Below are 12,250 nucleotides of genomic sequence, written 5' to 3'. Positions count from 1 at the left end.
GATGGCTTTTCAACAAAACGCTTACTGATATGATTTGGGATTATAAATCGCTCGCGCTTTTCTAACAGGAGGATGAGAGGTGAAAGTCTATCTTGATGTGATTTGGGCTTTGAATCTATTATTTGATTCATTTCTTCTTTATTTGACTGCGATCATCCTTAAAAGGCATTTCAAACTTTGGAGGCTGGCGCTGGGGGGATTCATTGGTTCACTGCTCATTCTATTGTCTGTAACTCCGTTTCATGCAGCAGCGGGGCATCCGGCCGGAAAACTTATTTTTTCAGTACTTATGGTCTTGTCGGTGTTCGGCTTTCATAGGTTTCGTTATTTTGTAAAAGCACTCATGACTTTTTATGTTACGACTTTCCTGCTAGGCGGAACATTGACAGGTGTACATTACTTTATCCAATTCGATATGAATCTGGCATCGGATGTGGCGATGAACCATATAAAGGGTTTTGGTGACCCGATCAGCTGGTTATTTGTATTACTGGGGTTTCCTCTTGCGTGGCATTTTTCGAGACGCAATATTGAACAATTTGAAATGACAAAGATTCAATATGATTCTCTCGCAGAAGTGCAGGTCCAATTCATGGGTATGACCTTTCACCTCAGGGGTCTGATTGACAGTGGCAATCAGCTCTATGATCCGATTTCAAAAATGCCAGTCATGATTTTATCCATTGCCAAAGAATTGGAGCGGATACCTGCTGAAATTAGAAGAATTGCAGAGAATCCGGATTGTGTATTGTCAGGTGAAGGGGATTTTTCACAACAGCTTGAAAGCAGGATGAGAATCATTCCATGCAAGGTGGTAGGACAAGAGCATCAATTAATCATTGCCTTTAATCCTGAAAGCATTAGGATCACAACTGATGACGGAGTGTATGTCGCAGAGAAAGGCCTGATCTCATTTGCCGCCCAGGAACTTTCTGCGGATGGCAGCTTCCAGTGCATTATCCATCCGAAAATGATGGCTGGGATGGCGAAGGCTGATACAGCCATTAAGGTAAGTTAATATACTATACTCAGAAATACATAATTTAGAAGGAGGACAATCAATGAAAAATTTACGGCTGCGTTTATCCTATTACTGGTATAAATTACTAATGAAGCTCGGCTTAAAAACTGATGAAATATATTATATCGGCGGTAGCGAAGCGTTGCCCCCTCCTTTAACGAAAGAAGAGGAAGAGGTGCTTTTAAATAAACTTCCTAATGGAGACAAAGCTGCAAGGTCCATCCTCATTGAAAGAAACCTGAGGCTTGTCGTGTACATTGCACGTAAATTCGAGAATACAGGCATCAATATTGAAGATTTGATCAGCATTGGCACAATCGGCCTGATTAAAGCAGTCAATACGTTCAATCCGGAAAAGAAAATAAAGCTGGCTACATATGCATCAAGATGCATTGAAAATGAAATACTGATGTACCTGCGCAGAAATAACAAACTGCGGTCTGAGGTTTCATTTGATGAGCCATTGAATATCGATTGGGATGGCAATGAACTGCTCTTATCCGATGTCCTGGGTACGGACGACGACATCATTACAAAGGATCTCGAATCCAATGTTGATAAAAAACTGCTTGTAAAGGCATTGCAGCAGCTTTCAGACCGGGAGAAGCAAATCATGGAATTACGCTTCGGGCTCGGAAGCGGTGAGGAAAAAACACAAAAGGATGTAGCCGACATGCTGGGCATTTCACAGTCTTACATTTCCCGGCTCGAGAAAAGAATCATTAAGCGTTTACGCAAAGAATTCAATAAAATGGTATAGCAGAAAAATTTTTCAAAAATATTTTTAACATCATTAACATTGATAATCTGCGGTTTTCCTGGCTGTTTCTTCCTGAAGTCTGCCAGGTGCCGGGTAAATAGTGCATATTTTTCCTTCCTGCGGAGATACTGAATTTTGACAGCAGCTCCTGTGAGGAGGGAAAAGATTGACACGGAACAAAGTTGAAATTTGCGGTGTTGATACATCAAAGCTTCCCGTTCTTAAAAACGAGGAAATGAGAAAACTTTTTAGAGAAATGCAAAGCGGTGACATCACAGCAAGAGAAAAACTTGTGAATGGGAACCTAAGGCTTGTTTTAAGTGTTATCCAGCGTTTTAACAACCGGGGCGAGTTTGTCGACGATCTATTTCAGGTCGGATGTATAGGCCTTATGAAATCCATTGATAATTTTGACCTGGGGCAGAATGTTAAGTTTTCAACCTATGCAGTCCCAATGATAATAGGTGAAATCAGACGGTATCTAAGAGATAATAATCCGATCAGAGTCTCCCGTTCTTTAAGGGATATAGCATATAAAGCACTGCAAGTACGGGAAAGGCTGATGAGTGAGGCTTCAAGGGAACCAACAGCTGAAGAAATCGCCAAAGTCCTTGAAGTGCCCCACGAGGAAATCGTCTTTGCACTGGATGCAATCCAGGATCCGGTTTCCCTGTTTGAACCGATCTATAATGACGGCGGGGATCCGATATATGTGATGGACCAATTAAGCGATGAGAGAAATAAGGATACACACTGGATAGAAGAAATCGCACTCAAGGAAGGCATGAGACGCCTTAATGAAAGGGAAAAGTTGATTCTGCGTAAACGATTCTTCCAGGGTAAGACGCAAATGGAGGTTGCCGATGAGATTGGCATCTCACAAGCACAGGTTTCCAGGCTTGAGAAAGCGGCCATTAAACAAATGAATAAGAATATCCAAAGTTAAGCTGCCTATTCTGGCAGCTTTTTATTTTGCCTCGAACGATGTGGGCATCAAAAATCATACATCTGTTTTCGGTTCATATATTTTATAAAAGGTGAAAAAAGCACCAATGTGAATCCGGAGGGATCAATATGGTAAAGGTGACTGAATTCCAGGTAAAAGATGTTGTAAATGTTTCGGATGGCAAAAGGCTGGGGAATATTGAGGACTTTGAAATCAATTTGAATACTGGAAAAATCGAAGCGGTAGTCATAGGAAGCTCTGGGAAAGTACTTGGTTTTTTCGGCAAAGAAGATGAAGTCATTATTCCCTGGAGGAATATATTGAAAATTGGCGAGGATGTCATCCTGGTACGCTATAAGGATAGCGGGGAATATATCCAGCATGATGAACGGGAGGAGTAAGGCTGTATCACTGTTGTGTTACAGTCTGTTTGTGATACACTAGACAAAAACACGGTGAGGGAAAAATAATGGAACCATTCATCTTGCAAAGCGAAGAATTTTTTTCAATAAAAAAGTGGATGGATCGTTTTCCTGGCCTCCAAGCTGGTTTTACGTCAAAGAATGGCGGAGTCAGCCAACAGGCTTTTTCAGGATTGAACTTTGGCTTTCATGTAGGAGATGAGCAAGCGGCAGTTTGCGAAAATCGTCTCCTGCTCGCAAATAAAATCGATTTTCCGCTTTCCAGCTGGATTGGTGCAGAACAAACCCATGATATCCAAATTGCGATGGTAAAGAAATCTGACCAGGGACGCGGCTCTGACCAATATGATTCTTCCTTTTCAGGGACAGACGGATTTATGACCGCCGAGAAGGGAATATTGCTGACGCTTTGTTTTGCAGACTGTGTCCCGCTTTATTTTATCGATCCAGAATCAGGGTTGATTGGTGTTGCTCATGCCGGGTGGAAAGGTACAGTGAACGGCATTGGGTCTGAAATGATTAACAAATTTCAGCAAAATGGGGCAAAAATAGAAAAAATTTCTGCTGTAATTGGTCCATCGATATGCAAAAAATGTTATATTGTTGATGAGATAGTAACTAGTTTAGTAAAAAATATACTAGATGATGTCGATATATTGCCATATAATCAAGTTAGTGAAGGGCAGTATGCTCTCGATCTAAAGGAAGTAAACCGGCAGATTCTTTTAAAGGCCGGCGTGAAAGACGAAAATTTATTCGTTACCGATTATTGCACAAGCTGCCATCGGGAACATTTTTACTCTCACAGGCGGGATAAAGGCAATGCAGGCCGAATGATTGCCTATATTGGCTGGAAGGAGGATAGCCGTCCTTAAATGAACGTTTTAGATAATCTGGAGGTTATCCAGAGTCAAATAGCAGAAGCATGTAAAAAAGCGGATCGCAGTCCGGAAAATGTGAAAATTATTGCAGTCACTAAATACGTTTCACCGTCACGCGCCCAGGAAGCGATCGAAGCTGGCGTCATTCACCTTGGTGAAAACCGTGATGAAGGACTGCTTGATAAAATCAGCCATTTAAAGGACAAGCCTGTATGGCATTTTATTGGATCGCTGCAAACGAGAAAAGTCAAAAACATCATTGAACATGTTACATACATCCATTCACTTGACCGTCTGTCTCTTGCAAAAGAAATTGATAAGCGTGCCATTTCAAAAGTGAACTGCATGATTCAGGTCAATGCATCTGGTGAAGAAAGCAAGCACGGGCTGAAACCTGACGACGTCCCTGGCTTTGTAACTGAATTAAGACAATATCCCAACATCCTCGTAAGCGGGTTAATGACCATGGCACCCAACACAAGGGACGAGCAGGTCATCAGGAATTGCTTCAAGACATTGAAACAGCTTCAGAATCAGGTCAAATCGCTGAACCTGGATTACGCACCATGTGAAGAACTGTCAATGGGTATGTCAAATGATTTTCAAATAGCTGTTGAAGAAGGATCTACTATGGTGCGAATCGGCACTGCATTGGTAGGCAATGAATCGGAGGTGCAATAATATGAGCTTAAAATCAAAAATTAAGACATTTTTTTTCCTGGAAGATGAATATGACTATAATGATGAGGAAATGCTCGAAGAGGAAGCTGAGCCGTTCAAGCCAAGCAAGCAGCCGGTTCAGCAAAAACAGAATGTCGTCAGTCTTCAGAGTGTGCAAAAATCATCAAAAGTGATTCTGATGGAGCCAAGGATGTATGCGGAGGCACAGGAAATCGCTGACCATTTAAGAAACCGCAGGGCAGTCGTCGTCAACCTTCAGCGGATCGAACAGGATCAGGCAAGGCGGATTGTCGATTTCCTCAGCGGTACTGTCTATGCAATCAGCGGTGATATTCAGCGGATCGGAATGAATATCTTTTTATGTACCCCGGATAATGTTGAAGTGACAGGGAATATTTCTGAACTGATGCAGGAGCGGGATTACCAAGAGTCGAGGTGGTAGATTAAATGAATTTGGTAGTATCGATTATAGCTAATTTAGTAAGTATTTATCAGTGGGCCTTGATCATTTATATTTTCATGTCATGGTTCCCGAATGCAAGGGAAACAGCGATCGGCCAGTTTTTGGCGAGGATTTGCGAGCCGTTCCTGGAGCCGTTCCGCAGGATTGTGCCGTCAATCGGAATGATAGACATTTCGCCAATCGTGGCCTTCCTGGTATTGAAATTTGCTGTGAGCGGCTTATACCAGCTGGCTGCATGGTTTTAATAAGGATAACTTCTTGCAGGGTCTGACTCAGGCCCTGCTTGTTTTCTATCAAAGGTATTGTAGGTAAAAGGAGAAGAAAATGAGTATATACCAGCATTTCCGTCCTGAGGAACGGGAATTTATCGACCAGGTCCTGAACTGGAAAGAATATGTTGAACAAAACTATGCTCCAAAATTGACTGATTTCCTGGATCCAAGGGAACAGCAAATCCTATCCACTGTTATTGGCAAGCATCCTGATGTAAAATGGGAGCTTTTTGGCGGTGCGCCAGGGACGGAAAGAAAACGGGCATTACTTTTTCCAGAGTATCTGGAAGCGCATGATGAGGACTTCCAGGTAAAGCTTTTTGGCGTCGAATATGCGAAGAAGTTCGTGAACATTGAACACCGGCAGGTTCTCGGGAGCCTAATGTCTCTTGGATTAAAACGCGGGAAATTCGGTGACATTCTGATCGGCGAAGATACTGTTCAATTTTTCGCTGCAGCTGAAATCGCTGATTATATTCGTCTTCAGCTGGAATCGGTCGGCAGAGCATCGATCAGCCTGACGGAGCTTCCGCTTGATCGTGCCGCTGCGATTGATGAGGAATGGAATGAAATGAATACAACTGTTTCATCTTTGAGACTGGATACAGTGATGTCTGCGCTCTTCAATCTTTCACGGCAAAAATCCCAGCTGCTCATACAGCATGGACATGTAAAGGTAAATTGGACAGCCATAGAAAATACTGCTTTTGACTGTGGTGAAGGAGATGTCATCTCTGCACGAGGATATGGGCGTGCAAAAATCATCACAATTGAAGGCAAAACAAAAAAAGATAAATATCGAGTTATTGCCGGAAGAAAAAAATAATTATATAGTTATTAAGAAGGATTTTTAGCTTTTTTGTCGAATCATAGCTTTAAGTACATAAAGGATTATAACTTATGGGAGGTGGCGTAATGCCTTTAACGCCGTTAGATATACACAACAAAGAATTCAATAAGGGATTTCGCGGGTATGATGAAGATGAAGTGAACGAGTTTCTTGATCAGGTTATCAAGGACTACGAACTAATTATCCGAGAGAAAAAAGAGCTTGAAGAAAAGCTTAATGAAATGAACTCAAGGCTTGGCCATTTTACGAATATTGAAGAAACACTCAATAAGTCGATCGTGATTGCCCAGGAAGCAGGGGAAGAAGTACGCCGCAACGCACAGAAAGAAGCAAAGCTGATCATCAAGGAAGCAGAAAAGAATGCTGACAGGATCATCAATGAATCACTGTCGAAGGCGCGTAAGATCGCATTGGAAATCGAGGAATTGAAGAAACAGTCCAAAGTATTCAGGACCCGATTCAAGATGCTGATTGAAGCACAGTTGGATATGCTGAACACCGATGACTGGGATCACCTGCTTGAATATGAACTGGATTCAACAGAATTAAAGGCGGCTGCGAGAGAAGAAGAAGATTCACTGGCTTGACGCAGAAGCGTTGTTTCGCATATAATTTCATAACAAAGTGCAATACATGACAGAAAAACGATGACAGGGACAGTATGGCGTCCAGATGCTTGCTTTTTCAGCGAAATGGGGAAGGTGGAAGCCCATTGCAAGCGGTAGCCAGAATATCACCCTGTAGTTCCGAGCTGAACATCCGGATTGGATCATTAAGCGCAGGCGTGACATTCGCGTTAAGAATGCTAAGAGGACAGGAGATCGTTTCTTGTCTATTTAGGGTGGTACCGCGGGAATAAACCTTCTCGTCCCTTTTCAGGGATGAGGAGGTTTTTTTATTTTCCATCATCGTTCTCTTTCATGGCTGCAACGGTAAAAATAGGAGGATCAATTAAATGGAGTACAAAGACACATTGCTGATGCCGAAGACCGAATTCCCAATGCGCGGAAATCTTCCGAACAGGGAACCGGAAATCCAGGCGAAATGGGAAGAAATGAGTATCTACGAAAAAGTCCAGAAACACACGGAAGGACGCCCGCTGTTCATCCTTCATGACGGACCTCCATACGCAAATGGGGATATCCATATGGGGCATGCACTGAATAAAATCCTTAAAGATTTTATCGTCCGTTATAAATCAATGAGCGGTTTTTGCTCTCCGTATGTTCCTGGCTGGGACACACATGGTCTGCCAATCGAGCAGGCTCTGACAAACAAGGGTGTTAAACGCAAGGAAATGACTGTCGCTGAGTTCAGGAAGCTGTGTGAAGAGTATGCTTATGAGCAGATCAACAACCAGCGCGAACAGTTCAAGCGTCTGGGAGTCAGAGGCGACTGGGAGAATCCTTACATCACTTTGAAACCTGAGTACGAGGCACAGCAGATCAAGGTGTTCGGCGATATGGCCAAAAAAGGATATATCTACAAAGGCAAAAAGCCTGTGTACTGGTCACCTTCAAGTGAATCAGCGCTGGCAGAAGCTGAAATCGAATACCAGGATAAGCGTTCTGCTTCCATCTATGTTGGTTTCCCTGTAAAAGACGGAAAGGGTGTTCTTGACCAGGATGTAGAAATCATCATCTGGACAACAACTCCATGGACAATTCCAGCAAACCTTGGAATTTCAGTTCACCCTGAATTAACCTATGCAGTGGTTGAAGCAGACGGAAGAAAATTCCTTGTTGCCGAAGAACTGCTTGAAGCCGTTACGAATGAAATCGGCTGGGAAAATGTTTCTGCTGTGAAGAAAGTCGTTGGAAAAGAGCTTGAGGGCGTACTGGCAAGCCATCCATTGTATGGCCGGGATTCACTTGTCATGCTTGGTGAGCACGTTACAACAGATGCGGGTACAGGATGTGTACACACTGCACCAGGACACGGGGAAGATGACTTCCATGTCGGCCAGAAGTATGGCCTTGAAGTTCTATGCCCTGTTGATGATAAAGGTGTTATGACAGCTGAAGCAGAAGGCTTTGAAGGGTTATTCTATGATCAGGCGAACAAGCCAATCACAGAAAAGCTTGAAGAAGCTGGTGCTTTGCTGAAGCTAAGCTTCATCACACACTCATATCCACATGACTGGAGAACGAAAAAGCCTGTAATTTTCCGTGCTACTGCACAGTGGTTCGCATCCATCAAGGATTTCCGCGGTGAATTGCTAAAAGCCGTTGAAGAAACAAAATGGGTGCCGGCATGGGGAGAAACAAGATTGTTCAATATGGTCCGTGACCGCGGGGACTGGTGTATTTCACGTCAGCGTGCATGGGGAGTTCCAATCCCTGTATTCTACGCTGAGAACGGTGAAGCGATCATTACGGATGAAACAATCGACCATGTATCAAACCTTTTCCGCGAGCATGGGTCTAATATTTGGTTTGAAAAAGAAGCAAAAGAATTGCTGCCTGAAGGCTTCAGCCATTCCGGAAGCCCTAATGGCCATTTTACAAAAGAAACGGATATCATGGATGTTTGGTTCGATTCTGGTTCATCACACCAGGCAGTGCTTGTAGAGCGCGATGACCTTCAGCGTCCTGCAGACCTTTATCTTGAAGGCTCTGATCAATATCGCGGCTGGTTCAACTCATCTTTGTCAACAGCAGTAGCTGTAACAGGGAAGGCTCCTTATAAAGGTGTTCTCAGCCATGGTTTTGCACTTGACGGCGAAGGCCGCAAGATGAGTAAGTCAATCGGTAACGTTGTTGTACCTGCCAAAGTCATGAACCAGTTAGGAGCAGATATCCTTCGTCTATGGGTTGCTTCCGTTGATTATCAATCAGACGTGCGTGTATCTGACGCAATCCTTAAGCAGGTTGCTGAAGTTTACCGTAAAATCCGCAACACGTTCAGATTCTTGCTTGGGAATTTGTCCGACTTCAACCCTGCAACAGATGCAGTACCATTCGATCAGCTGCGTGAAGTAGACCAGTTCATGCTTGTTAAGCTGAACAAATTAATCAAGTATGTCCGCAATGCTTATGATCACTATGAATTCGCAGGCGTGTACCATGCGGTCAATAACTTCTGTACATTAGACCTAAGTGCATTCTACCTGGATTTTGCAAAGGATGTCCTTTATATCGAAGCTGCAGATAATGCTGAGCGCCGCGCTATCCAGACAGTGTTGCACGAAAGCTTGCTTGCATTGGTTAAACTGACTGCTCCAATCCTTTCACATACGGCTGATGAAGTATGGGCATTCATCCCATCAGTGAATGAAGAAAGCGTCCAGCTTACGGATATGCCTGAAGCGAAGGAAATTGCCAATTCAGAAGCGCTTGAGAACAAGTGGAATTCTTTCATGAAGCTTCGCGATGATGTTCTTAAGGCTCTTGAAGAAGCAAGGAATGCTAAAGTAATCGGAAAGTCATTGACTGCAAAGGTTTCATTATATGTCAATGACAGCACGAAGGAACTTCTTGACTCAATCTCTGAAAACCTAAGCCAGCTGTTCATTGTATCAGGCTTTGAAGTGGCAGGAAGCTACGAACAGGCTCCTGAAAATGCAATCAAGCTTGAAAATGCAGCGATTGTCGTTACAAAAGCTGAAGGTGAAACATGCGAAAGATGCTGGGTTGTTACACCTGAAGTTGGCAAAGTGGAAGAACACCCAACACTTTGTGAACGCTGTGCAACTGTAGTTAAAGAAAATTACTAAGTGACGTAGTAAACTCCGGGGATTCCCCGGAGTTTTTTGTTTTTGTGAACCTGGCCAGGCGGCTTGCGCTTTTATTGTGATAATATCTTCCTTCTCCGGGAATTCCTGCAGTACATGTAAAAAGTTAAGCTGACTCAGCGAACTGCATGAGGAAATAATAGCTATAAACAGGAACGGGGGCAGATATATGGAAGGTAATTTCGATTACATTTACACCGAGCTCCGCGAAACGAGAACAGAATTGTTAGCGTACCTGAATTACGGACAGAAAGATGAAAGGATTTTGCACTATATCAAAGATGAGCTAAAGGATATTGATGCAGCACTGGAAAAACTGGAAAATGGCGAGTATGGAAAATGCGAAAAATCGGGAGAATATCTGCCATACCAGTTTTTGCAGACAATCCCCACAGCAAGATCCGCATGCGAAGTGGACCAAATCGAACAATATTGCCGAAAACCAATATATTCTTGAATTGGGGTAATTGCTTACTTAATTGAAGCAACTTTAAGAGCTTATTGGAACCCAAATTTGTAAGTTTAGCTAAAAAGAGGTAACCAAAAGACTCTATTGGAGCTCAAAATTCCATGGTTAGCTAAAAAGAGGTAACCCAAAGACCCTATTGGAGCCCGAATTTTCATGTTTAGCTAAAAAGAGGTAACCAATAAAGCCAATTGGAGCCGAAAACTCCACAGTTAGCTGAAAAAAGGTAACCAATACAGTCCTTCAATTTGGTTTCTGCAGCTTTTTACACTGGCTGTTTCACCTCAACTTATAATATCTGTCGTTTTAACCTTATATGTGCTAAAATGCTAAGGTAATGAATTGTTGTGGATGTGGAGGTTACCTTTGTGTTTTATTACATAATTGCACTTTTTGTTGTATTGCTTGATCAGCTGACGAAATGGTTGATTGTAAAGAACATGGAGCTTGGTGAAAGCATCAAGTTCATAGAGAATTTCTTGTACATTACTTCGCACCGCAATCGTGGTGCTGCATGGGGGATTCTTCAAGGGCAAATGTGGTTCTTCTATGTCATTACCATCATCGTGATCATTGGCCTTGTCATTTATATCCAGAAGGCAGCTAAAGGTAAACTGCTGCTGGGTGTTTCGCTTGGTTTTATGCTGGGCGGAGCAATCGGTAATTTTATCGACAGGGTGTACCGAAAAGAAGTAGTCGATTTTATCAATACTTATATTTTCGGATACGATTTCCCTATTTTCAATATCGCAGATTCTGCACTTGTTGTCGGTGTGGGCCTGCTGATGATTGACATGATCAGGGAAGAGAGAGAGGCGAAAAAGAAAGCTTATGGAGAAAATGGAACACATCATCAGTGAAGAACAGGCTGGTGACAGAATAGATAAGGTTGTTTCGACACTTGATCCTGAGTGGTCGAGAAGTCAGGTCCAGCAATGGATCAAGGTTGGAAATGTACTTGTTAATGGAGCACAAATCAAAACAAACTATAAATGCAGCATGGATGATAGGCTTGAAATCCGTATACCGGAGCCTGAAGCGTTAGATGTCATTCCGGAAGAAATGGACCTTGAAATTTTTTATGAGGATCATGATGTGCTTGTAGTGAACAAGCCTAGGGGTATGGTCGTACACCCGGCACCTGGGCATATGTCAGGGACGCTCGTAAACGGATTGATGGCCCATTGTAAGGATCTCTCGGGAATCAACGGTGTACTTCGCCCTGGAATCGTCCACAGGATTGATAAAGATACATCAGGGCTGCTGATGGTTGCGAAGAATGATTTGGCACATGAAAGCCTTGTGAACCAGCTTGTTGCTAAAACGGTAACTCGCAAATACAAGGCACTTGTCCATGGCAATATCCAGCATGATCATGGAACGATCGATGCTCCGCTGGGACGTGACCAAAAAGACCGCCAGAGCATGACGGTCGTCGATAATGGGAAACACGCTGTCACCCATTTCAATGTTCTCGAACGTTTCAAAGACTTTACTTTTGTTGAGTGTCAGCTCGAAACGGGCCGGACCCACCAGATTCGTGTGCACATGAAGTACATCGGATATCCGCTCGCAGGCGATCCGAAATACGGGCCAAAGAAGACGCTTGATATTGGCGGCCAGGCTTTGCATGCTGGCCTCCTCGGTTTTGAACATCCGAGAACTGGTGAATATCTTGAATTTGAAGCTCCACTGCCAGAGTATCTCGTAGAGCTTTTGAATGAATTAAGAGAAAATCGTTGACAAAGTTCAACA

At 43.2% G+C, this 12,250-nt stretch carries 14 protein-coding genes and 1 other annotated feature; all 14 genes read left to right on the top strand.

Annotation, left to right across the window (positions count from 1 at the left end; genetic code table 11):
• Nucleotides 1-79: 79 nt before the first annotated feature.
• The 14 genes from spoIIGA to ACXAEA_RS15935 all read left to right on the top strand — a co-directional run bounded on the left by spoIIGA (nt 80) and on the right by ACXAEA_RS15935 (nt 12,238).
• A complete protein-coding gene (spoIIGA, locus tag ACXAEA_RS16000) occupies nt 80-1,018 on the top strand; it encodes a sigma-E processing peptidase SpoIIGA (RefSeq protein WP_475096867.1) in 939 nt (312 codons plus the stop codon).
• A 43-nt stretch (nt 1,019-1,061) separates the two neighbouring features.
• Nucleotides 1,062-1,781: an RNA polymerase sporulation sigma factor SigE gene (gene sigE / locus ACXAEA_RS15995; RefSeq protein WP_251542120.1), complete on the top strand. Its 720-nt coding sequence runs from the start codon at nt 1,062-1,064 to the stop codon at nt 1,779-1,781.
• Between the two features lie 166 nt (nt 1,782-1,947).
• The gene (gene sigG / locus ACXAEA_RS15990) at nt 1,948-2,727 is read left to right on the top strand and encodes an RNA polymerase sporulation sigma factor SigG (RefSeq protein ID WP_207498507.1); all 780 of its coding nucleotides are present in this window, start codon (nt 1,948-1,950) and stop codon (nt 2,725-2,727) included.
• A gap of 128 nt (nt 2,728-2,855) precedes the next feature.
• The gene (locus ACXAEA_RS15985; RefSeq protein WP_475096866.1) at nt 2,856-3,128 is read left to right on the top strand and encodes a YlmC/YmxH family sporulation protein; all 273 of its coding nucleotides are present in this window, start codon (nt 2,856-2,858) and stop codon (nt 3,126-3,128) included.
• Nucleotides 3,129-3,196: 68 nt separating this feature from the next.
• The gene (gene pgeF, locus ACXAEA_RS15980; RefSeq protein WP_475096865.1) at nt 3,197-4,024 is read left to right on the top strand and encodes a peptidoglycan editing factor PgeF; all 828 of its coding nucleotides are present in this window, start codon (nt 3,197-3,199) and stop codon (nt 4,022-4,024) included.
• The gene (locus tag ACXAEA_RS15975) at nt 4,025-4,711 is read left to right on the top strand and encodes a YggS family pyridoxal phosphate-dependent enzyme (RefSeq protein ID WP_475096864.1); all 687 of its coding nucleotides are present in this window, start codon (nt 4,025-4,027) and stop codon (nt 4,709-4,711) included.
• Between the two features lies 1 nt (nt 4,712).
• Entirely contained in the window at nt 4,713-5,153 is a 441-nt protein-coding gene (locus tag ACXAEA_RS15970) for a cell division protein SepF (protein ID WP_475096863.1), read from the top strand.
• A gap of 5 nt (nt 5,154-5,158) precedes the next feature.
• The gene (locus ACXAEA_RS15965; protein WP_475096862.1) at nt 5,159-5,419 is read left to right on the top strand and encodes a YggT family protein; all 261 of its coding nucleotides are present in this window, start codon (nt 5,159-5,161) and stop codon (nt 5,417-5,419) included.
• Between the two features lie 79 nt (nt 5,420-5,498).
• A complete protein-coding gene (locus ACXAEA_RS15960; protein ID WP_475096861.1) occupies nt 5,499-6,272 on the top strand; it encodes a YlmH family RNA-binding protein in 774 nt (257 codons plus the stop codon).
• An 89-nt stretch (nt 6,273-6,361) separates the two neighbouring features.
• The gene (locus tag ACXAEA_RS15955) at nt 6,362-6,883 is read left to right on the top strand and encodes a DivIVA domain-containing protein (RefSeq protein ID WP_475096860.1); all 522 of its coding nucleotides are present in this window, start codon (nt 6,362-6,364) and stop codon (nt 6,881-6,883) included.
• 51 nt (nt 6,884-6,934) lie between these two features.
• Nucleotides 6,935-7,172 (top strand) — a binding site (T-box leader).
• Nucleotides 7,173-7,251: 79 nt separating this feature from the next.
• A complete protein-coding gene (gene ileS, locus ACXAEA_RS15950) occupies nt 7,252-10,011 on the top strand; it encodes an isoleucine--tRNA ligase (protein ID WP_475096859.1) in 2,760 nt (919 codons plus the stop codon).
• Nucleotides 10,012-10,198: 187 nt separating this feature from the next.
• Complete coding sequence (locus tag ACXAEA_RS15945; RefSeq protein WP_475096858.1) at nt 10,199-10,486, top strand: TraR/DksA family transcriptional regulator; 288 nt, start codon at nt 10,199-10,201, stop codon at nt 10,484-10,486.
• A 377-nt stretch (nt 10,487-10,863) separates the two neighbouring features.
• Nucleotides 10,864-11,355: a signal peptidase II gene (gene lspA / locus ACXAEA_RS15940; RefSeq protein ID WP_475096857.1), complete on the top strand. Its 492-nt coding sequence runs from the start codon at nt 10,864-10,866 to the stop codon at nt 11,353-11,355.
• Complete coding sequence (locus tag ACXAEA_RS15935) at nt 11,327-12,238, top strand: RluA family pseudouridine synthase (protein ID WP_475096856.1); 912 nt, start codon at nt 11,327-11,329, stop codon at nt 12,236-12,238. The genes lspA and ACXAEA_RS15935 overlap by 29 nt, the downstream gene beginning before the upstream one ends.
• The last annotated feature ends 12 nt before the right edge of the window (nt 12,239-12,250 follow it).

The organism is Mesobacillus sp. ABV4_180 (genome assembly GCF_056158485.1).
This window is presented reverse-complemented; position numbering and strand designations above follow the sequence as displayed.

What these genes read in the sequence shown, in the direction of transcription:
- ACXAEA_RS15970 (WP_475096863.1), top strand. Translation starts at nt 4,713, where the DNA reads ATGAGCTTAAAATCAAAAATTAAGACATTTTTTTTCCTGGAAGATGAA.
- ACXAEA_RS15935 (WP_475096856.1), top strand. Translation starts at nt 11,327, where the DNA reads ATGGAGAAAATGGAACACATCATCAGTGAAGAACAGGCTGGTGACAGA.
- sigE (WP_251542120.1), top strand. Translation starts at nt 1,062, where the DNA reads ATGAAAAATTTACGGCTGCGTTTATCCTATTACTGGTATAAATTACTA.
- ileS (WP_475096859.1), top strand. Translation starts at nt 7,252, where the DNA reads ATGGAGTACAAAGACACATTGCTGATGCCGAAGACCGAATTCCCAATG.
- ACXAEA_RS15975 (WP_475096864.1), top strand. Translation starts at nt 4,025, where the DNA reads ATGAACGTTTTAGATAATCTGGAGGTTATCCAGAGTCAAATAGCAGAA.
- ACXAEA_RS15955 (WP_475096860.1), top strand. Translation starts at nt 6,362, where the DNA reads ATGCCTTTAACGCCGTTAGATATACACAACAAAGAATTCAATAAGGGA.
- ACXAEA_RS15960 (WP_475096861.1), top strand. Translation starts at nt 5,499, where the DNA reads ATGAGTATATACCAGCATTTCCGTCCTGAGGAACGGGAATTTATCGAC.
- ACXAEA_RS15985 (WP_475096866.1), top strand. Translation starts at nt 2,856, where the DNA reads ATGGTAAAGGTGACTGAATTCCAGGTAAAAGATGTTGTAAATGTTTCG.
- pgeF (WP_475096865.1), top strand. Translation starts at nt 3,197, where the DNA reads ATGGAACCATTCATCTTGCAAAGCGAAGAATTTTTTTCAATAAAAAAG.
- ACXAEA_RS15945 (WP_475096858.1), top strand. Translation starts at nt 10,199, where the DNA reads ATGGAAGGTAATTTCGATTACATTTACACCGAGCTCCGCGAAACGAGA.
- ACXAEA_RS15965 (WP_475096862.1), top strand. Translation starts at nt 5,159, where the DNA reads ATGAATTTGGTAGTATCGATTATAGCTAATTTAGTAAGTATTTATCAG.